Genomic DNA, 19,395 nt, shown 5'->3' on the forward strand with positions numbered 1-19,395 from the left:
CCAGCGAACGCCACGGAACCGGCTTTGCCGGGCCGTCGGCGTTGCCCCCTTGAGGGGGCTCGCGAAGCGAGCAGGGGGTGGGCCAGTCCTTACATGTGGTTGAGCTCTTCGGGGAGCTCATAGAAGGTGGGGTGACGGTAGACCTTGTCATCGGCCGGCTCGAAAAGGCTGCCCTTCTCGACCGGGTCGCTGGCGACGATCTGCTCGGAGCGCACGACCCAGATGCTCGTGCCCTCCTGGCGGCGGGTGTAGACGTCGCGCGCCATCTGGATGGCCATGGCCGAATCTGCGGCGTGCAGGCTGCCGCAGTGCTTGTGGTCCAGGCCCGCCTTGCTGCGGACGAAGACTTCCCACAGCGGCCATTCGTTCTTGGTATTGCTCATGTCGTTTCCTTCAGGCGGCTTGAGCCTGCGTGGCCAGCTTCTTGGCGTGGGCCATCGCGGCCTCGCGCACCCAGGCACCGTCGTCCCAGGCCTTGTTGCGGGCGGCCAGGCGCTCGCGGTTGCAGGGGCCCTCGCCGCCCACCACGCGCCAGAACTCGCTCCAGTCGATGGCACCGAAGTCGTAGCTCTCGCGCTCGGCGTTCCAGGTCAGGTCCGGGTCAGGCACGGTCACGCCCAGGATCTCGGCCTGCGGGATGGTCGCGTCCACGAACTTCTGGCGCAAGGTGTCGTTGGAGACGCGCTTGATGCCCCAGCGCATGCTTTGCTCGCTGTTGGGCGAGTCCTTGTCGGCGGGGCCGAACATCATCAGCGCCGGCCACCACCAGCGGTTCACGGCGTCCTGCACCATGGCCTTCTGCGCGGCAGTGCCCTGTTGCATCATCACCAGCAGGCTCTCGTAGCCCTGGCGCTGATGGAAGCTTTCCTCGCGGCAAACGCGGATCATGGCCCGCGCGTACGGCGCGTAGGAGCAGCGGCACAGCGGCACCTGATTCATGATGGCCGCACCATCCACCAGCCAGCCGATGACGCCAATGTCGGCCCAGGTCAGCGTGGGGTAGTTGAAGATGGAGCTGTACTTCGCCTTGCCCGACAACAGCGCCTCGGTCATCTCGTCGCGGCTGGTGCCCAGCGTCTCGGCAGCGGCATACAGGTAGAGGCCGTGGCCGCCCTCGTCCTGCACCTTGGCGAGAAGAATCGCCTTGCGCTTGAGCGTGGGCGCGCGGGTGATCCAGTTGCCCTCGGGCAGCATGCCGACGATCTCGCTGTGCGCATGCTGGCTGATCTGGCGCACCAGCGTCTTGCGGTAGTGATCGGGCATCCAGTCCTTGGCCTCGATGAAATCTCCCGCATCGATGCGGGCTTCGAAGGCCTCCTCGCGGGCCAGCTCCTCGGCGCTTTTGACGACCTTGGGCTTGGCTTCCCGCGCCATCAAGTCCATTGCTTGCGTATACATCAGCAGGCTCCTAAATGCGTTGATCAAGCGACTACCGCAGAACCGGCTTTGCCGGGCTGCTGGTGGTGCCCCCTCGAAGGGGGCGCGCGAAGCGCGTAGGGGGTGGGCTCATTTCTTGCGTTGATCCACGACGCGGCGGGCTTTGCCCACCAGCGTGCGTTCGATGGATTCGGGGTGCTCGACGCTGACTTTGGCACTCACGCCGATCAGGTTTTTGATGCGCTCGGTCAGCCGCTTGCCGATGCCGTCGTCCGTCGCGCCCAGCGCCAGCTCGCAGCGGATGACCAGCTCGTCCAGGTGGCCGTCACGCGTGACGACCAACTGGTACTGGCCACCCAGCCCCGGCTCCTGCAGCACCAGCTCCTCCACCTGCGTGGGGAAGAGATTGACGCCGCGGATGATGAGCATGTCGTCGCTGCGGCCGACAATCTTGCCGATGCGGCGCATGCTGCGCGCGGTAGGCGGCAGCAGGCGCGTCAGGTCACGCGTGCGGTAGCGGATGACGGGCATCGCCTCCTTGGTGAGTGAGGTGAACACCAGCTCGCCCTCGCTGCCGTCGGGCAGCACCTCGCCCGTGTCGGGGTCGATGATCTCGGGGTAGAAATGGTCTTCCCAGATGACCGGGCCGTCCTTGCTCTCGATGCACTCGTTGGCCACGCCCGGGCCCATCACTTCCGAGAGACCGTAGATGTCGACTGCGTCGATGCCGGCGCCCTGCTCGATGTCGCGGCGCATGGCTTCGGTCCACGGCTCGGCGCCGAAGATCCCGATCTTCAGCGACGACTCGCGCGCATCCAGCCCCTGGCGGCGGAACTCCTCGATCAGCACCTGCATGTAGCTGGGCGTGACCATGATGATGTCGGGCTTGAAGTCGGTGATGAGCTGCACCTGCTTCTCGGTCTGGCCACCACTCATGGGGATGACCGTGCAGCCTAGGCGCTCGGCGCCGTAGTGCGCACCCAGGCCGCCAGTGAAGAGGCCATAGCCGTAGGCCACATGCACCAGATCGCCCGCCCGCCCACCCGAGGCGCGGATGGAGCGCGCGACAAGGTTGGCCCAGTTGTCGATGTCCTTCAGCGTATAGCCGACAACCGTGGGCTTGCCGGTTGTACCCGACGACGCGTGGATGCGCGCCAGCTGCTGGCGCGGCACCGCAAACAGGCCGAATGGGTAGTTCGCGCGCAGGTCGTGCTTGGTCGTGAAAGGGAACTTGGCCAGGTCGGCCAGCGTCTTCAGGTCCGACGGGTGCACGCCCTGGGCGTCGAAGCTGGCCTTGTAGTGCGGCACGTGGTCGTAGGCGTGCTGCAGGCTCCAGCGCAGCCGCTCCAGCTGCAGAGCCTGCAGCTCGTCGCGACTGGCGGACTCGATCGGGTCCAGCTCGCCCGGTTTCGGCATGCGGATCGGGGCTTTGGCACTCATGGATTTCCTTCGTCGAAGACCCGCCGCTCACCCAGGCGGTGCGAGCGACCGCGGAAGACGGCGATCAAGTCGCCATGCTGGTTGGTGACGGTGATGTCGTACAAGCCGGTGCGGCCCGCGAGCGAGGTCTCCGTCGCCGTGGCGGTGAGCGCATCACCCAGCCGGGCGCTCTTGAGGATGTCGATGCCGAAGCCCGAGGCCACGGTCAGCGCGTTGCGGCTGTTGCAAGCGAACGCGAAGGCGGAATCCGCCAGCGTGGCGATCAGACCGCCGTGGCAGATGCCGAAGCCGTTGAGCATGTCGGCCCGCACGGTCATCGTCGCGACTGCGCGGCCTGGCGCGATCTCGATGATCTGCAGCCCCAGCATGCGGCTGGCGGCGTCATCCGCGAGCATCACGTCGCGAACCTTCTCGGCCAGGGCTTGTGCGTCCATCAACGGTCCTTGAACGCCGGCGGGCGCTTGTCCAGGAAGGCGGCCGTGCCTTCCAGGTAATCGTGCGCAAAGCCCAGCTGGCTTTGCAGCACGGCTTCGCGGCGCAGCGCCGGCTCGAACTCCAGGTGCAGCGCCTCGTCCATCGCACGCCGCGTCTGCACCAGTGCCCGGGTGGGCAGGCTGGCCAGCTTCTGCGCCACGGCCATGGCGACCTCCGGCAACTCGGCGTTGGGCACCACGCGGCTGACCAGGCCCAGCCGCTCGGCCTCGGCCGACTTCAGCCGCTCGCCCAGCAACGCCAGCTCCAGCGCCTTGGCGCGGCCCACCAGGCGGGGCAGCAACCAGGTGCCGCCGCAATCCGGCAGCAGACCGATCTTGGAGAAGGCCTGGATGAAGCTGGCACTTTCGCCGGCCAGCACCAGGTCACACCCCAGCGCGACATTGGCGCCCGCCCCCGCCGCCACGCCATTGACAGCGGCCACCACCGGCACGGGCATGTTCCGCAGCTGCAGCGCCAGCGGGATGTAGTGCTGGTCCAGCATGTGGCCGATGTTTTTGGGTGCCACACCGGGCTCGCGGCTGGGCGCCACGAGCGGATCGGCCAGATCCTGGCCGGCGCTGAAGGCGCGGCCGGCCCCGGTGATCAGCACACAGCGCGTCGCGCCGTCTTCGGCAGCGGCCGTCAGCGCATGGCGCAACTGCACCAGCATGGCGGCCGTGAAGGCGTTCAGCGCCTCCGGGCGGTTCAGACGCAGCAGCCGCACGCCGCCGTGCTGTTCGATCTGGATCAGGGATTCGGACATTTCATTTCTCTACCGACCGGTCGGTTAATCGTAGAGACCCACTTGCGCCAGATCAAGGCCCGGCCTGGAAAACCCTGAATCCGATCCACCCGCCGCCCCGCCTCGGGCACGCCCCCCGGGCGCTAGAAAGGGCCGACCTCGACCGCCTCGGTGAACGCCGCCACCAGCCCGGGCCGCGGCGGCGCAAAGCCCGGAGCCGTGCAGGCGGCCGCGCGCGCAGCCAGCGCCCAGCGCAAGTGCTGCTCGACAGGGGCACTGGCGTCGCGCATCAGACTGTCCAGCAGGCCGGCGGTGGCAACATCGTCCGCGCCGATGTCGTCCACCACCTCCACCGGCGGCGGCAGCGCGCTGCACTCCTGCACACCATGGAACAGCGTCGAGCCCACCACGCCACGGCCCAGCAGCAAGCGCACGCCGGGGTTCCACGCCACGATCTGGGCCAGGCCGGTGTGGTGGTCCGACGCGCGGAACAGGCCGCGCAGCTCCGCGTCGGACACATGGACAACATCGGCCAGCCGGCACATCTGCTCCAGCGTATCGTCATAGCTGGAGTCCATCAACGGGGCGAAGAACCCCGGCGCATAGCTGATCAGGCGGCCCTCGCCCTTGAGCGCCTGCGCCAACGCCAACAGGCGGCCAACCAGCGGCTGACGCACCAGCCCCAGCCCCCCGAAATGCGCCCAGCGCAGCGACCGCGTCCAGCCCGCGGGCAGACCCTCGGGACGGAAATGCAGGTCGGCGCTGTCCTGGCCCAGCACACTGCACGGCGCCACGCCCGGCTCGTGCGATACCACCAGCAACGGCGGCCGCGGCAGCTGCTGGATGAAGCGCATGTCGAGGTGAGCCTCCTGGCTGCTATGCCAGATCTTGGCGCCGAAGGGATCGCTGCTGACCGCGCCGGCAAAGGCACTCAGTTGGCCCAGCCCCGACATCGCCATCGCCAAACGCCAAGGCGAGCCGCCGCAGGCACTGCGCCAGCGGTCGGGGCCCGTACGCAGCAATTCGGTCGCCGCTTCGCCGAAGGCGACGAACTGCGGCAGGTCAGGGTGGAGGATCTGGGGCATCGCCGCACATTCAAGCGTGGCCACCGCTTGGCCGCAAGTGCCGAGAGGCTTAAGTGCCACTGCCACAATTCACCTCATGACCCCACGTGTGATCCCCTTGCACGACGACCGGACGCAGGGCTTGGCCCTGCCAGAGCCGGGCCTTGGCGCGCAGCCGCCGGCCGACGCGCTGGGCCGGCCACTGCGCGACCTGCGCATCTCGGTGACGGACCGTTGCAACTTTCGCTGCGGCTACTGCATGCCCAAGCAGGTGTTCGACAAGCACCACCAGTTCCTGCCGCATGCTGACCTGCTGGGCTTCGAAGAAATCACCCGGCTGGCGCGCGTGTTCGCAAGACTGGGCGTGGAGAAGCTGCGCCTGACTGGCGGCGAGCCGACGCTGCGGCGCGGGCTGGAATCGCTGATCGCCATGCTGGCGACCGTGCGAACGCCCGACGGCCGGCCGCTGGACCTGACGCTGACCACGAACGGCTCCACGCTGGCGAAGAAGGCCGCTGGCCTGCGCGCCGCAGGGTTGAACCGCCTGACTGTCAGCCTGGACGGACTGGACGATGCCGTCTTCCAGCGCATGAACGACGTCGGCTTTCCCGTCGCCGACGTGCTGGCCGGCATCCATGCCGCGCAGGCCGCGGGCCTGGGGCCGATCAAGGTCAACATGGTCGTGCAGCGCGGTGTCAACGAGGATCAGATCCTCCCGATGGCACGCCACTTCCGGCACAGCGGCATCGTGCTGCGCTTCATCGAGTACATGGACGTCGGCACCAGCAACGGCTGGCGCATGGACCAGGTGCTGCCCAGTCGCGAGCTGCAGCGCCGCATTGCCGCCGAATGGCCGCTGGCGCCGTTGTCCGCCAGCGCGCCCGGCGAGACGGCCGAGCGCTGGGCGTACGCCGACGGCGGCGGCGAGGTGGGCTTCATCTCTAGTGTCACGCAGGCCTTCTGCGGCGACTGCAACCGCGCCCGGCTGTCCACCGAAGGGCGGCTCTACACCTGCCTGTTCGCCAACCGCGGCCACGACTTGCGGGCGCTGCTACGTGGCCCCGAGACGGTCAGCGACGAACAGCTGGCCGGGGCGATCGCCGGGGTCTGGACGCGACGCGATGACCGCTACTCGCAGCTGCGCGGCACGGCCGCCGCCACGGCCGAGCCGCGTGTCGAGATGCACTACATCGGTGGCTGAGTCGCTGCACGCCCTCGTGCTGGCGGGCGGCCGGGGCAGCCGCATGGGCGGCGTGGACAAGGGTCTGCAGCTGCTGCACGGCAGGCCGCTGGTAACGCACGTCATCGAGCGCCTCGCCCCGCAGGCCGACCGGCTGCTCATCAGTGCCAACCGCCATGCCGATGTCTACGCCGCGCTCGGCCATCCCGTGCTGGCCGACCCGCCGGGCCTCGCCTTCGCCGGCCCGCTGGCCGGCATGCTGGCCGGGCTGCAGACCCTCCCCGACGACGCCTGGCTGTTGACCGCGCCCTGCGACTGCCCGTGGCTGCCGCCGGACCTCGCCGAGCGCCTGCGCCAGGCTGCTCAGCCCCACGGCCTGGCGTTCGCGCAGGCCGGGCGCGAGCACCCCACCCATGCGCTGCTGCATGCCCGCCTGCGCAAGCAGCTGGCAGATTACTTGCAAAGTGGCGGACGGGCCGTGCTGCGCTGGATGCGCTCGCTGCCGCACGGCGTCGCGCACTTTGACGACGAGGCCGCGTTCGCCAACTTCAACCACCTGGCAGACCTGCATGGCTGAAGTCCACATTCGCCCGCTGACGGAGCCCGCCCTGCTGGGCTACAAAGCCCTGCGCGATGCCATGCTGGCCAGCCATCCCGAGGCCTTCACGTCGGACGCCGACACCGAGCGCCTGCGCGACATCGCCAGCTACCGCAGCCGCCTGGCGGGCAACGGCCTCACGCTGTTCACGCTGCTGGCGCTGGACGAGGGCCGCGTCGTCGGCGCCCTGACCTGCGAGCGCGAGCCACGCCGCAAGGTGCAACACATCGCGCATCTGGTGGGCATGATGGTGGCCGACACCCACCGCGGCCGCGGCATCGGCCGCGCACTGCTACAGGCCGCGCTGGAGCGGCTGCGCGCCCTACCCGCGCTGGCCCAGGTGACGCTCAGCGTGACGGCCGGCAACCGTGCGGCGACCGGTCTGTACGAAAGCGCCGGCTTCACCCGCTATGGCAGCCTGCCCGATGCAATACGCCTGCCTGACGGCCGCCGACTGGACAAGGACCTGATGTTGCTGCGGCTTCAGGGCTGAAGCAGCTCGAACTGCACCACCAGCGCATCCTGCACGGCCAGCAGCCCGCCCAGCACCGAGAAGGGCTGCAGGCCGAAGTCACTCTGGCGAACGACCACCTCGCCCTGCGCACGCCGCCCCTGCACCGCGACGGGGAACCACTGCCGCCGCGACACGCCGTGCAGAGTGATCTCGGCTTCCACAGCGCGCCACGGGCCCTCACCCACCTGCTGCAGTGTGCGCACGGCGACCTCCGGATGCGCGGCCGCATCCAGCGCCTTCAGCAGGTTGGTGCGTGTGCCGGCGCGCGCCTCGTCGTCCACGGCGCTCGCGAAGGCCGCACCGAGCCGGGCCCGCAGGTCCGGTGGGTCGACGGCCAGCGCCGCCAGCCGGAAGCGCAGCACCGGGCCGGCCGCCGGCCAGTCCACGCGCAGGTCAGCCGCGCGCAGCACATGGTTATGGCCCATGCGCGCCGCCGCGCCGGCCCGGAACACCAGCACGCGCAGTTCGTTGTCGCCCGTCTCAGGGACGGTGTCGGGATGGGGGGCGGTGGCTGGCAGGCGCGGGGCGCTGCTGCAGCCGGCCAGGGCGGCCAGCGCAACCAGCAGCTGTCGGCGGGTTGTCGTCACGATGCTCAAGTGGGGAATCTGCGGGGTTTTTGCGTGCTGTAGCGCGCCGTTCGCGCGCCGGGCTGAACTAGCATAGCCATCCTCTCCTCACGGGAGCCTCTCATGGCCAGCCTGTTCCGCCCCGCTCTCGACCTGATGGCGCAATACGCCGCCTATCACCGCGACCGCCGCAACATCACCACACACTTCATCGGCATCCCGCTGATCGTCTTCGCGATCAGCGCGCTGCTGGCGCGCGCCGAGTTCAGCATCGGCAGCACCCCCATGAACGCCGCCATCTTGCTGTGGGCGCTGTCCACGCTCTGGTACCTCACACGCGGCAACCTCGCGCTGGGCGGAGCCACCGCCGTCGTCAACGGTCTGCTAACGGCGCTGGCCATGCCCTTCGCCCAGGCGTCGCTGGCAATGTGGCTGGCGGTCGGCGTCGGCAGCTTCGTGGTCGGCTGGGTGTTCCAGTTCGTCGGCCACTACTACGAGGGCCGCAAGCCGGCCTTCGTGGACGACCTGGTCGGCCTGCTGGTCGGGCCCATGTTCGTCGTCGGTGAGGCCCTGTTCATGTTGGGCTGGGGCCGGCCGCTGCTGGCTGAGATCGAGAAACGCGTCGGGCCCACGCACCTGCGCGACCTGGCCCACCCGTGACGCGCCGCCGCGCACCGGCCCCAGGACGCAACTAAAAGCGAAGCTTCGTTCAACGACAGACTGGCCACCGCCTTGCGACAATGCTGGGTTTTTCACGGCCGCTGAACCCCTGCACCCACCATGCTTGAACTGCTCTCCGACCCGCAGACCTGGATCGCCCTCGCCACGCTGACCGCGCTGGAGCTGGTGCTGGGCATCGACAACATCATCTTCATCAGCATCCTGGTGGACAAGCTGCCCAAGGCGCAGCAGGAAACCGCGCGCCGCCTGGGCCTGTTCATGGCGATGTTCATGCGCATCGGCCTGCTGATGACGCTGGCCTGGATCGTGGGCATGGTGGAGCCGTTGTTCCATCTGTTCGGCTACGGCTTCTCGGGGCGTGACCTCATCCTGATCGGCGGCGGCCTGTTCCTGATCTGGAAGAGCACGGTCGAGATCCACGGCTCGCTGGAAGGCGAGGATGAAGCGCACGAGGTCAGCACAGGCAAGGCCGCCAAGGCCGCCTTCAGTGCTGCCATCGTGCAGATCATGCTGATCGACTTGGTGTTCTCGCTGGACTCCATCATCACCGCCGTCGGCATGGTCAGCGACGTGCGCATCATGGTGGCCGCTGTGGTCGCCTCGGTGGGCCTGATGATGCTGTTCGCCAGCCCCATTGGCCGCTTCGTGTCCAACCACCCCACGATCAAGATGCTGGCGCTGTCCTTCCTCGTGGTCGTCGGCGTCGTGCTGGTGGCCGAGGGCTTTGGTCACCATGTGCCCAAGGGCTACATCTACTTCGCGATGGCCTTCTCGCTGGGCGTGGAGATGATCAACATCAAGATGCGCAAGAACGCCGACACCAAGGTGCATCTGCGTCAGCAGATTCCCGGCGGCGACGACTGACGCGCCACAGCGGCCGGCCAGCAAGGCTGGCCTCTGAGCCTCACGACAAGCCCACGTCCGCGTGGGCTTTTTTGTGGGCGCCGAGGGCGCTGCTCAGGTTGCCCAGATGCGCGGCGCGTGGCCGGGCAGCCCCCACAGCCGTTCGCGCCACAGTGCGCGCACGGTGCGTAGCGCAGCCGTGACAGCCTCCACCTCGTCCCCCACCACGCGCATCAGCAGCAGCGCACCGCGCGAGCTCTGCAGGTGGGTGACCCCGCTCAGCGGCAGGTCGGCCAGCAGGGCCCGACTGTCCGTCAGCAGCGCCTCGGCGTCGGGCAACGCCACCGTCTGCGCATAGGCCAGCGTGCCCAGCACACGGTGGCCGGCCAAGCCGCAGGGGCCGTCCAGCAGGGCGGTGTCAGCGGCATCCAGCCAGCCGCGGTCCAGCCACTGGCCGGTCACCTCCAGGTGCTGCAGCAGTCGCCCGCTGTCGAAGGGCTGGCCAGCACCCGCCAGGCCCAGGCCCAGCACCTCGGTAGCGAACAGGCTGGCGCCAGGGGCGAGCGTCAGCTTCACCTCGTTGCGGGCGATGCAGGCCGGGTAGGCGAGCGTCTCCTGCGGCAGCCATTCCAGCCGCGCACCCTCACCCACCGTCGCGTGCACGATCTGCGCAGCTTCGCCAAGAAATCGAGGCCCCTGGGGCTGGGCGACGCCCAGTCCTTCCCCCGAGGGGAGTCCACCCGCTTGGGGCGGCCCGGCGCTGGTGGTGCAGCGGTAGAAGCGCGTGGCCGCCGGCGTGGTGACCAGCAGGTGGGCGCCGGCCTGCACGTCGAGCTGGATGTCCAGCCGGTCGCCACCGACAAGGCCGCCCGGCGGATGCACCAGCACGGCATGGGCGATGCCCACGGATTCCGGGTACAGCGTCTTCAGCAGGCGCAGCGGGCCATGGTGGCGGGCGTGCACGCGCGTGACGCCGCTGCCATCGCGCGCCGCGCTCAGCGCGAGCCGCGCTGGCCAGCGAACGGCGTCAGGCAACGAGCAGGCCCTTCTTCTCGATGAAGCTCACCACCTCGGCCAGCCCCTCCCGGGTCTTGAGGTTGGTCATGACCCAGGGCTTCACGGGCCGCATGCGGGCGGTGTCGCTGCGCATGATGTCCAGGTCGGCGCCCACGTGCGGCGCGAGGTCGGTCTTGTTGATGACGAACAGGTCACTCTTCGTGATGCCGGGGCCGCCCTTGCGCGGGATCTTCTCGCCGGCGGCCACATCGATGACGTAGATGGTCAGGTCGCTCAGCTCGGGGCTGAAGGTGGCCGCCAGGTTGTCGCCGCCGCTCTCGACGAAGACGATGTCCGCGTCGGGAAACTTCTCCAGCATGCGGTCCACGGCCTCCAGGTTGATGGAGCAGTCCTCGCGGATGGCGGTGTGCGGGCAGCCACCCGTCTCCACGCCCATGATGCGCTCGGGCGCCAGCGCGCCGGCGACGGTCAGCAGGCGCTGGTCTTCCTTCGTGTAAATGTCATTGGTGACGACAACGAGATCCCAGGTGTCGCGCATCGTCTTGCAGAGCATCTCGACGAGAGTGGTCTTGCCCGATCCCACCGGCCCGCCGACGCCGACGCGCAGCGGCGGGAGCTTCTTGGTGCGGTGGGGAATGGCGTGCAGCGGTGCGGTCATGATCTGAAAAGACGTGAGTACTGGTGTTCGTGGCGGGCGCCGAGCACGCCGAGCAAGGGTGCAAAAGCGACGGGCTCCGGCGCGGCCAATGCCGTGGACACGGCGCCCGGGATGGCTTGCACGAGGCGTGCCAGCAGGCGCTGGCCAGACGTCTGGCCCAGCGGGACGCAACGCACGGCAGCCTGCATCAGGTTCTCGGCCCAGCCGAAGGCGATGGCCTGCAGCGCAGGCGCTAACGCCGCGCCGCGCGACGCGGCCGCCGCGCCCATGACCACGGGCCAGGTGGGTGCGGGCTTGAGCGCCTGCAGCAGCGGTAGCACAGGCGCGTCAGGCATCAGCCCCTGCATCCACACCAGCAGGCTGCGGCCCATTTGCTGGGCCTGCTGCAGACTCTCGCTGGTCTCGCGGGTCTGCAGCACCCAGGCGTTCAGCTCAGCCAGCTTCGCACCGTCCAGCACCAGCGTGGCGGCATGGGCGGCGGCGGCCACGGGCAGCTCGCCACGCGCCTGCACGAGCTCGAGCTGGTTCAGCAGCCAGTCACCGACGCTGGCCTCGTCGTGCACGATGCCGGCGTCGACCGCCGCTTCCAGGCCCTCGGAGTAACTGAAGCCGCCCACCGGCAGCGCCGGCGAGGCCAGCCACAGCAGGTGCAGCAGCGCGGCGTCAGTGGTCGTGGTCATGTCCGTGATTGCAGCCGGGGCCGTGGACATGGCCGTGGTCATGCCCGTGGTCGTGGGCCTTCACAGGGATGGCCAGCGGCTTGCGCACCGGCGCGGGCGAGGCAGCATGCCCGTGGTCATGATTGCATCCTGGCCCGTGCTCATGATGCTCGTGGCCGTGGTGATGGCCATGACCTGCGCCCTCACCATAGGCGCCGCCCTCGGGCTCGAAGGCCGCCTGCGCCTCGTTGACGATGAGATGCTGGCGGCGCAGCATGTCGGCCAGCACGGAGTCGGGCTCGAACTGCAGCAGCTCGGGCTGCAGTTCCAGCGGCACATGGCGGTTGCCGAGGTGGTAGGCGGCGCGCAGCAGGTCGAACGGCTGGCCGTGCTCGCTGCAGAAGCGCACCTGCAGCACCGGCTGAGCGGCAGCGATGACGCGCAACATGGAGCCGTCCTCGGCGATCAGCACGTCGCCACCGCGCAGCGTGGTACCGCGCGGCAGCACCACGCCGATCTCGCGGCCGGTGGAGTCGGTGGCCGAGAAGCGGCTCTTGCTGCGCGTGTCCCAGTCCAGCTCCAGCGTGGCGGCGCGCTTGACGAGCACGGAGGCGAGGCCGGCGCCGCCGGCAATGCGTTTGGTGGCGTGAATCATGGGCGCAAGTATCGGCGCTGGCTCGATGGCGACAGTGACCCCAGTGCTTGGCGGCGCATCATGCTGACTTCGCAGAGCAACCCCGCCCGCCCATGAATCTCGAAACCCTCACCGTCACACTCCAAGACCACATCGCCACCGTCCGCCTGAACCGCCCGGACAAGGCCAACGCGATGAACGCCACGATGTGGCAGGACTTCCGCCGCGCCTTCGACTGGATCGACGCGCAGCCCGAGGCGCGCGTGGCGGTGCTGGAGGGCGAAGGCAAGCATTTCACCGCTGGCATCGACCTTGCCATGATGATGGGCATCGCCCCGCAGATCCAGGACCCCTGCGACGGCCGCATGCGCGAAGCGCTGCGCCGTCTCATCCTGGACATGCAGGACACCCTCACCAGCCTGGAACGCTGCCGCAAGCCCGTGCTCGCGGCCATTCACGGTGCCTGCGTGGGCGGCGGTATCGACCTCATCTGCGCCGCCGACATGCGCTACTGCAGCGCTGACGCCTACTTCTCCATCAAGGAAATCGACATCGGCATGGTCGCCGACGTGGGCACGCTGCAACGCCTGCCCAAGCTCATCGGCAGCCAGGGCCTGGTGCGCGAGCTGGCCTACACGGGCCGGCGCGTGGAGGCCGCCGAGGCACGCGAGATCGGCCTCGTGAACCGCGTGTTCGACAGCCGCGAGGCGCTGCAGACCGGCGTGCGAGAAATCGCGGCCACCATTGCTGCCAAGTCGCCCCTGTCCATCCGCGGCAGCAAGGAGCAGCTCAACTACGCACGCGATCACTCGGTGGCCGACGGCCTCAACCACATCGCCACCTGGAACGCCGCGATGCTGATGAGCGAAGACCTGCAAAAGGCCATGATGGCCGGCAAGGGCACACCCAGCTTCCGGGACTAGAACAAACTCAGCACCAGCCCGGCCAGGCCACTGCCCAGCACCACCGTGATCACACCGGCCTGAAAGCGGAACAGCGCCAGCGCGGCGCCCAGGCCGATGGCGGCGGCGGCCCAGTCGATGCCGCCCGCCCAACCGCGCGGCCACAGCACGTGGGCCGCGAAGAACAGCGCGAGGTTCAGGATGACGCCCACCACTGCGGCAGTGATGCCGGTCAGCGGCGCCGTGAACTGCAGCCGGCCGTGCGTGGACTCGATGAACGGGCCGCCCAGCAGGATGAACACGAAGGACGGCAGGAAGGTGAAGAAGCTCACCACCACCGCTGCCGCCACACCGGCCAGGAACTGCGAGTCAGGCCCAAACCAGGCCTGCCCCCAGCCACCGACGAAGCCCACGAAAGCCACCACCATGATCAGCGGCCCGGGCGTCGTCTCGCCCAGCGCCAGCCCGTCCATCATTTGCGCCGCCGTCAGCCACTGGTAGTGCTCGACCGCGCCCTGATGCACATAGGGCAGCACGGCGTAGGCGCCGCCGAAGGTCAGCAGCGCTGCCTTCGTGAAGAACCAGCCCATCTGCGCCGCCGCGCCCTGCCAGCCCTGCCACAACACCAGGGCGCCTAGCGCCGCCGCCCACAGGCCCAGGCCGGCCGCCAGCACAACCCGGCAGCGCGCCGCGCTGAAGCGCGCATGCGCAGGCGTGGGCGTGTCGTCATCGATGACGGCCGGTGCATGGCAGGCGGCCGACGCCTCGCCGTGCGCCGGACACATGCGGAACTGGCCGGGCCGCCAGCGCCCGCCCACCCAGCCCGCCACACCGGCCAGCAACACGATGACCGGGAACGGCATCCCCAGCGCAAAGATCGCGAGGAATGAAGCCGCCGCAAGCGCCCACAGCCAGCCATTGCGCAACACCCGGCCGCCCACCCGCCAGGCCGCATGCAGCACCAGGGCCGTCACCGCCGGCTTGATGCCCGCGAACACCGCTGCCACCGGTGGCAGATCACCCCAGGTCATGTACACCCAGGACAGCACGATCAGCAGCAGCAGCGATGGCAGCACGAACAACCCGCCAGCCACCAGCCCGCCCCAGGTGCGGTGCATCAGCCAGCCAATGTAGGTGGCCAGTTGCTGCGCCTCCGGGCCGGGTAGCACCATGCAGTAGTTCAACGCATGCAGGAAGCGCCGCTCGGAAATCCAGCGCCGCCGCTCCACCAGCTCGGTGTGCATGATCGCGATCTGCCCGGCCGGCCCGCCGAAGCTGACACAGCCCAGCCACAGCCAGAAGCGCAGCGCCTCGGCACGTGAGGGCGGCAGCGGGGCTGTGGCGTCGGGGGCGGGGGCGGGGTCGGGGTCGGGGTCGGTGCGCATCAGGGCCGGCAGCATAGCCGTCGCACCAGGGCGGGGTGGTTATCCTGCCGCCCCATGTACGCGCCCTTCTTCGGCCTCAGGCAAGCGCCGTTTTCCATCGCACCGGACCCGCATTACCTCTACATGAGCGAGCGCCACCGCGACGCGCTCGCCCACCTGCTGTACGGGCTGGACGGCGGCGGCGGCTTCGTGCTGCTGACCGGCGAGATCGGTGCCGGCAAGACCACCGTGTGCCGCTGCTTCCTGGGCCAGATCCCGGCGCACTGCAACGTCGCCTACATCTTCAACCCCAAGCTCACGGTGACGGAGCTGCTGCGCGCCGTTTGCGATGAGTTCCATGTGCCGGTGCCTGCCCAAGCGCAGACGGTGAAGGACTTCGTCGACCCGCTCAACGCCTTCTTGCTGGCCCAGCACGCCGCCGGACGCAACAACGTCCTCATCATCGACGAGGCGCAGAACCTCTCGGCCGACGTGCTGGAACAGCTGCGCCTGCTGACCAACCTCGAGACCGCCGAGCGCAAGCTGCTGCAGGTGGTTCTGATCGGCCAGCCCGAGCTGCGCGAGCTGCTGGCGCGGCCCGAGCTGGAGCAGCTGGCGCAGCGCGTTATCGCGCGCTTTCACCTCGGCGCGCTGTCTGAGGCAGAAACGGCGCACTACGTGCGTCACCGCCTGACCGTAGCCGGCCTCACCGGCGCCCTGCCCTTCGACGCCCGCGCGCTGCGCCTCATTCACCAGCTCACGCGCGGCGTGCCCCGGCGCATCAACCTGCTGTGCGACCGCGCGCTGCTGGGCGGCTACGCCAACGGGCGGGCCCAGGTCACACCCGACATCGTGCGCCGCGCGGCGGCCGAGGTGTTCGACGGCCCGGCGACGCCCCGCAACCGCCGGTCTACATACATCGCGCTGGGCGCAGGCCTGCTGGCTGCCGCCGCCCTGGCCGCTGGGCTGGCCTGGCAACAGCAGGCGGCGCCCCTCGGGCCAGCGCCTGCAAGTGCAAACTCGGCCGCGTCGACACCTGCGCCGGCGGCTTCCACCGCTTCGGCCGCATCACCGGCCCAGCCAGCCAGCCAGGCCGACTCGCCACCCGCGCCCGAACTGCTGCGCCTGGCCGACTGGCCTCCAAGCGACGACAACGACGCCTGGCAGGCGCTGGCCAGCCGCTGGGGCCTGCCACTGCCCGCCGGGGCCGATGCATGCGCGACCGCCGCGCAGCGCGGCCTGCAGTGCTACCGCAGCAGCAGTGGCAGCCTGTCACTCATCCGCCTCATCGACCGCCCCGTGCTGCTGACACTGCGCCGCCCCGGCCAGCCGGCGGCCCTGGCCGCGCTGGTGGCATTGGATGCGCAACACGCCACACTGCTGCTGGAGGGCACGGCGCGCCGCCTGCCGCTGGCCGATCTCGCCACCGCCTGGCGCGGCGAGTTCAGCACCTTCTGGCGCCCGCCCCCAGGCTATGCACAGCGCGCCGAGCAGCCTCGGGCGCTGCGCGACTGGCTGGCTGCGCAGTTGGCTGGTCTGTCCCCCGCCACGTCGGCGGCCAGCACGTCGCCGCCCGCCTGGGCCGCGCTCAGCCGCCAGGTACAGGCCTTCCAGGCAGGCCAGGGCCTGCAGCCCGACGGTCGCATCGGCCCGGTCACGCTGATGCTGCTCAACCGCGCCAGCGGCGTTCCCGAACCGCGCCTGGACGCCGCCCGCTGAGGGCACACAGAGGCTTTCCCATGTCCTACATCCTCGACGCCCTGCGCCGTGCCGAAGCCGACCGCGAACGCGAGCGCGGCCAGTTGCCGGGCCTTCACACCCCGGGGCCGGCCGCCGCCGACCTCGCCCCCGCCACCCCGCGCACGCGCGGCTGGCCCTGGGCTGCCGCAGGTCTGCTGCTGGCCGGGCTGGCTGCCGGTGCCTGGTGGCGGGGCAGTGCCCCGCCTGCCCCCTCGCCCGCAGCGCCGCCGGTGACAGCCGCCACTCCGTCTGCCCAACCGGAGGCAAGACCCGTCCCCACGCTGGTGGCCGCACCGCCCGAAGCACCGCCGAGCACGCCCGCCGCCAGCTACCTACCGCCTGCGCCCCCGGCAGCGCCCGTCATGACGCCCGCACCTGCGCCGATGGCCGCAGCGCCCGCCCCGCTGCCTCGCGCTGCCGAGCTGCCCGAGGCCACGCGGCGCGAGCTGCCCCGGTTGGCCATCAGCGGGTCGGTGTACTCGGACGACCCGGCCAGCCGCTTCGTCATCATCAACGGCGAGGTGCAGCGCGAGGGTGCGCAGCTCGGGCCCAACCTCGTGCTGGAGAAGATCGGCCCGCGCGAGCTGGTGCTGCGCTTCAAGTCCCAGCGCTACCGCCAGCCCGTCTAGCGTGCCCGCCCCTTCCATGCTGCCCTTCATCGCCCCACCCGACGACCCACGCCAGGCCGACTGGATCGCCGCACTGCAGGCCGCCATGCCGCATGAAACCATCGTGCCGCTCGCCGCGCTGGACGACGCGGCACGCCTGACGTGCGAGGTGGCCGTGGTGGCCAACCCGCGACCCGAGGACCTGCGCTGCCTGCCCCGGCTGCGCTGGGTCCACAGCGTGTGGGCCGGCGTGGAGCGGCTGCTGGCCGACCTCGGCGACGTGAACCTGCCCATCGTCCGCCTGCAGGACCCGCAGTTGGCCGACACCATGGCCGAAGCCGTGCTGGCCTGGACGCTGTACCTGCACCGCGACATGCCGCGCTATGCGCAACTGCAGCGCGAGCGGCGCTGGCAGCCGCTGGACGCGGTGCGCGCGCAGGACCGCTGCGTGGGCCTGCTGGGCCTGGGCGCGCTGGGCAGCGCGGCGGCGGCGCGGCTGGTGGCGGCCGGCTTCCAGGTGCAGGGCTGGAGCCGCACGCCACGCGCCGTGCCCGGTGTGCATGCGCGGTCCGGCGACGAAGGGCTGGCGCAGGTGCTGGCCACGTCTGATCTGCTGGTGTGCCTGCTGCCGCTGACGCCGCAGACCCGCCGGCTGCTGGGCGACACCGCCTTTCAGCAGCTCAAGCCGGGCGCCGGCCTGATCAACTTCGCGCGCAGCGCCATCGTGGACGACGCAGCGCTGCGCCGCGCGCTGGACAGCGGCCGCCTGAGCCATGCGGTGCTGGACGTGTTCGACGCGGAGCCGCTGCCCGCCGACCGCTGGCACTGGACGCACCCCGGCGTGACCGTGCTGCCGCACATCTCCGCCCCCACCAACCGGCAGACGGCCGCGCGCATCGTGGCGGCCAACATCGCGGCCTACCGGCAGCACGGACGCATCCCGCCTGCGGTGGACCGCGGACGCGGCTACTGAGCCGGCGCCGCCCGTCAGCGCACGATGCCGCGCTCGCGCAGCTGCGCGATCTGCTCGGCCGTCAGGCCCAGCTCGGCCAGCACAGCATCGGAGTCCTGGCCCAACGCCGGCGCATTGCGGCGGTGGCAGCCCGGCGTGGCGGACAGCTTGGGGCAGATGCCGGGCACGTCGAGGGCCCTGCCATCCGCCAGCGCCACCTGCTGCAGCATGCCGCGCGCGCGGTAATGCGGGTCGGCTGCAATGTCGGCAACGGTGTAGATGCGCCCGGCCGGCACTTCGGCGCCGGCCAGCGCCTGCAGCACGGCGTCCACCGGCTGCTGCGCAGCCCAGTGCCCGATGGCCGCGTCGATCTCCGCGACACGGGCCACGCGGCCGGCGTTGCTGGCCAGGGCCGGGTCTTGCCCGAGGTCGTCGCGCTGGATGAGCGACATCAGCCGGCGGAAGATGCTGTCGCCGTTGCCGGCGATCAGCGCGTAGCCCCCATCGGCGCAGCGATAGGCGTTGCTCGGCGCAATGCCGGGCATCGCGCTCCCGGCCGGCTCGCGCACCACGCCGAAGGCGCTGTACTCCGGCAGCAGGCTCTCCATGCAGTTGAAGACAGCCTCATACAGCGCCACGTCGATGACCTGGCCCTGGCCAGTGGCATGGCGATGCTGCAGCGCCAGCAGGATGCCGATCACGCCGTGCAGCGCGGCAATCGTGTCGCCAATGCTGACGCCCGTGCGCACCGGCACGCGGCCAGGCTCGGCCGTCAGGTGGCGCAGCCCGGCCATGGCCTCGGCGACAGCGGCAAAGCCGGGCCGGTCACGGTAGGGCCCGGTCTGCCCATAGCCGCTGACGCGCAGCACGATGAGCCGCGGGTTGGCCGCGCGCAGCTGCTCGGGGTCCAGGCCCCACGCCTCCATCGCGCCGGGGCGAAAGTTCTCGATCAGCACGTCGGCCTCGGCCGCCAGCCGCCGCACCACGTCTTGCCCCTCGGGCGTGCGCAGGTCCAGCGCCAGCGAGCGCTTGTTGCGCGACTGCACTTGCCACCACACCGAGGTGCCGTCCAGCATCAGCCGCCACTGGCGCAGCGGATCGCCACGGTTCGGCGGCTCGATCTTGATGACCTCGGCGCCGAAGTCGGCCAGCGTCTTGGCCGCGAACGGCCCGGCGATCAGTTGACCCAGCTCGACGACCTTGAGGCCGGCCAGCGCCGCGGGGGTGGAGGTAATGGCAGCGTTCGTCATGGCTGTCAGTGTGAGGCGCAAGCCGACCCACTCCTTCCGGAACTCGCGCGTGCAGGCTTGGTCGCTGGCGAAGCCGGCGGCGGCTTGGGGGCATGGCGCGCCGACCGCGCAGCCCAAGTCGCAGGCTCGCAG

At 70.1% G+C, this 19,395-nt stretch carries 22 protein-coding genes; 9 read left to right on the forward strand and 13 right to left on the reverse strand.

Features of this window, described 5'->3' with window-relative positions:
- Positions 1 to 89 precede the first annotated feature (89 nt).
- From paaB to ACG0Z3_RS06890, 6 genes are all read right to left on the reverse strand, one after another.
- Positions 90 to 383, reverse strand: coding sequence for a 1,2-phenylacetyl-CoA epoxidase subunit PaaB (paaB, locus tag ACG0Z3_RS06865; RefSeq protein WP_394396507.1), 294 nt, complete (start codon positions 381 to 383; stop codon positions 90 to 92).
- Between the two features lie 10 nt (positions 384 to 393).
- Complete coding sequence (gene paaA / locus ACG0Z3_RS06870) at positions 394 to 1,398, reverse strand: 1,2-phenylacetyl-CoA epoxidase subunit PaaA (protein WP_394396508.1); 1,005 nt, start codon at positions 1,396 to 1,398, stop codon at positions 394 to 396.
- A gap of 108 nt (positions 1,399 to 1,506) precedes the next feature.
- Positions 1,507 to 2,817, reverse strand: coding sequence for a phenylacetate--CoA ligase PaaK (gene paaK, locus ACG0Z3_RS06875; RefSeq protein WP_394396509.1), 1,311 nt, complete (start codon positions 2,815 to 2,817; stop codon positions 1,507 to 1,509).
- A complete protein-coding gene (gene paaI, locus ACG0Z3_RS06880) occupies positions 2,814 to 3,251 on the reverse strand; it encodes a hydroxyphenylacetyl-CoA thioesterase PaaI (protein WP_394396510.1) in 438 nt (145 codons plus the stop codon). Before paaI ends, paaK begins: the two co-directional genes overlap by 4 nt.
- Positions 3,251 to 4,054 carry an enoyl-CoA hydratase-related protein gene (locus ACG0Z3_RS06885; RefSeq protein ID WP_394396511.1) on the reverse strand — a complete coding sequence of 268 codons (804 nt, stop codon included), beginning with the start codon at positions 4,052 to 4,054 and terminating at the stop codon, positions 3,251 to 3,253. The genes paaI and ACG0Z3_RS06885 overlap by 1 nt, the downstream gene beginning before the upstream one ends.
- 122 nt (positions 4,055 to 4,176) lie before the next feature.
- Positions 4,177 to 5,118, reverse strand: a complete 942-nt coding sequence (locus tag ACG0Z3_RS06890; RefSeq protein ID WP_394396513.1) for a PfkB family carbohydrate kinase — start codon at positions 5,116 to 5,118, stop codon at positions 4,177 to 4,179.
- A gap of 76 nt (positions 5,119 to 5,194) precedes the next feature.
- On the opposite strand from ACG0Z3_RS06890, the gene moaA reads away from it, so the two are divergent.
- The 3 genes from moaA to ACG0Z3_RS06905 are packed head-to-tail and all read left to right on the forward strand — an operon-like array spanning position 5,195 to position 7,368.
- Positions 5,195 to 6,298, forward strand: a complete 1,104-nt coding sequence (gene moaA, locus ACG0Z3_RS06895) for a GTP 3',8-cyclase MoaA (protein ID WP_394396514.1) — start codon at positions 5,195 to 5,197, stop codon at positions 6,296 to 6,298.
- On the forward strand, positions 6,291 to 6,854 hold the full coding sequence (mobA, locus tag ACG0Z3_RS06900) for a molybdenum cofactor guanylyltransferase MobA (protein ID WP_394396515.1): 564 nt from the start codon (positions 6,291 to 6,293) through the stop codon (positions 6,852 to 6,854). Before moaA ends, mobA begins: the two co-directional genes overlap by 8 nt.
- Positions 6,847 to 7,368 (forward strand): GNAT family N-acetyltransferase, encoded by a 522-nt coding sequence (locus tag ACG0Z3_RS06905; RefSeq protein WP_394396516.1) that lies wholly within the window; start codon positions 6,847 to 6,849, stop codon positions 7,366 to 7,368. The genes mobA and ACG0Z3_RS06905 overlap by 8 nt, the downstream gene beginning before the upstream one ends.
- Here the strand turns inward: ACG0Z3_RS06905 and ACG0Z3_RS06910 are convergent.
- A complete protein-coding gene (locus ACG0Z3_RS06910) occupies positions 7,359 to 7,976 on the reverse strand; it encodes a YceI family protein (protein ID WP_394396517.1) in 618 nt (205 codons plus the stop codon). The two genes, ACG0Z3_RS06905 and ACG0Z3_RS06910, sit on opposite strands and share 10 nt — an antisense overlap.
- 102 nt (positions 7,977 to 8,078) lie before the next feature.
- Here ACG0Z3_RS06910 and ACG0Z3_RS06915 point away from each other — a divergent pair, with 102 nt between their 5' ends.
- Both ACG0Z3_RS06915 and ACG0Z3_RS06920 read left to right on the forward strand, forming a co-directional pair.
- Positions 8,079 to 8,615 (forward strand): Mpo1 family 2-hydroxy fatty acid dioxygenase, encoded by a 537-nt coding sequence (locus tag ACG0Z3_RS06915; protein ID WP_394396518.1) that lies wholly within the window; start codon positions 8,079 to 8,081, stop codon positions 8,613 to 8,615.
- Between the two features lie 120 nt (positions 8,616 to 8,735).
- Entirely contained in the window at positions 8,736 to 9,500 is a 765-nt protein-coding gene (locus ACG0Z3_RS06920) for a TerC family protein (protein WP_394396519.1), read from the forward strand.
- 93 nt (positions 9,501 to 9,593) lie between these two features.
- On the opposite strand, the gene ACG0Z3_RS06925 is transcribed toward ACG0Z3_RS06920, so the two are convergent.
- Genes ACG0Z3_RS06925 through ureE form a run of 4 tightly spaced genes read right to left on the reverse strand, consistent with a single transcriptional unit; the run spans position 9,594 to position 12,468 of the window.
- Positions 9,594 to 10,514, reverse strand: a complete 921-nt coding sequence (locus ACG0Z3_RS06925) for an urease accessory protein UreD (protein WP_394396520.1) — start codon at positions 10,512 to 10,514, stop codon at positions 9,594 to 9,596.
- On the reverse strand, positions 10,507 to 11,154 hold the full coding sequence (gene ureG / locus ACG0Z3_RS06930) for an urease accessory protein UreG (protein WP_394396522.1): 648 nt from the start codon (positions 11,152 to 11,154) through the stop codon (positions 10,507 to 10,509). Before ureG ends, ACG0Z3_RS06925 begins: the two co-directional genes overlap by 8 nt.
- Positions 11,151 to 11,834, reverse strand: coding sequence for an urease accessory protein UreF (locus ACG0Z3_RS06935; protein ID WP_394396524.1), 684 nt, complete (start codon positions 11,832 to 11,834; stop codon positions 11,151 to 11,153). Before ACG0Z3_RS06935 ends, ureG begins: the two co-directional genes overlap by 4 nt.
- Positions 11,818 to 12,468: an urease accessory protein UreE gene (gene ureE, locus ACG0Z3_RS06940; RefSeq protein WP_394396525.1), complete on the reverse strand. Its 651-nt coding sequence runs from the start codon at positions 12,466 to 12,468 to the stop codon at positions 11,818 to 11,820. The genes ACG0Z3_RS06935 and ureE overlap by 17 nt, the downstream gene beginning before the upstream one ends.
- Before the next feature lie 92 nt (positions 12,469 to 12,560).
- Between ureE and ACG0Z3_RS06945 the strand changes: the two genes are divergently transcribed.
- A complete protein-coding gene (locus tag ACG0Z3_RS06945) occupies positions 12,561 to 13,370 on the forward strand; it encodes a crotonase/enoyl-CoA hydratase family protein (RefSeq protein ID WP_394396527.1) in 810 nt (269 codons plus the stop codon).
- On the opposite strand, the gene chrA is transcribed toward ACG0Z3_RS06945, so the two are convergent.
- Positions 13,367 to 14,749 (reverse strand): chromate efflux transporter, encoded by a 1,383-nt coding sequence (chrA, locus tag ACG0Z3_RS06950; protein WP_394396529.1) that lies wholly within the window; start codon positions 14,747 to 14,749, stop codon positions 13,367 to 13,369. The two genes, ACG0Z3_RS06945 and chrA, sit on opposite strands and share 4 nt — an antisense overlap.
- A 39-nt stretch (positions 14,750 to 14,788) precedes the next feature.
- Here chrA and ACG0Z3_RS06955 point away from each other — a divergent pair, with 39 nt between their 5' ends.
- Genes ACG0Z3_RS06955 through ACG0Z3_RS06965 form a run of 3 tightly spaced genes read left to right on the forward strand, consistent with a single transcriptional unit; the run spans position 14,789 to position 18,034 of the window.
- Positions 14,789 to 16,432 (forward strand): ExeA family protein, encoded by a 1,644-nt coding sequence (locus ACG0Z3_RS06955; protein WP_394396531.1) that lies wholly within the window; start codon positions 14,789 to 14,791, stop codon positions 16,430 to 16,432.
- 20 nt (positions 16,433 to 16,452) lie between these two features.
- The gene (locus tag ACG0Z3_RS06960; RefSeq protein WP_394396533.1) at positions 16,453 to 17,082 is read left to right on the forward strand and encodes a general secretion pathway protein GspB; all 630 of its coding nucleotides are present in this window, start codon (positions 16,453 to 16,455) and stop codon (positions 17,080 to 17,082) included.
- Between the two features lie 16 nt (positions 17,083 to 17,098).
- Positions 17,099 to 18,034 carry a 2-hydroxyacid dehydrogenase gene (locus tag ACG0Z3_RS06965; protein ID WP_394396848.1) on the forward strand — a complete coding sequence of 312 codons (936 nt, stop codon included), beginning with the start codon at positions 17,099 to 17,101 and terminating at the stop codon, positions 18,032 to 18,034.
- A 14-nt stretch (positions 18,035 to 18,048) separates the two neighbouring features.
- On the opposite strand, the gene ACG0Z3_RS06970 is transcribed toward ACG0Z3_RS06965, so the two are convergent.
- On the reverse strand, positions 18,049 to 19,263 hold the full coding sequence (locus tag ACG0Z3_RS06970; protein ID WP_394396535.1) for a CaiB/BaiF CoA transferase family protein: 1,215 nt from the start codon (positions 19,261 to 19,263) through the stop codon (positions 18,049 to 18,051).
- Positions 19,264 to 19,395: the final 132 nt, after the last annotated feature.

Source organism: Pelomonas margarita (genome assembly GCF_043555875.1).
In the GTDB taxonomy this organism is placed as follows: Bacteria; Pseudomonadota; Gammaproteobacteria; order Burkholderiales; family Burkholderiaceae_C; genus Pelomonas; species Pelomonas margarita.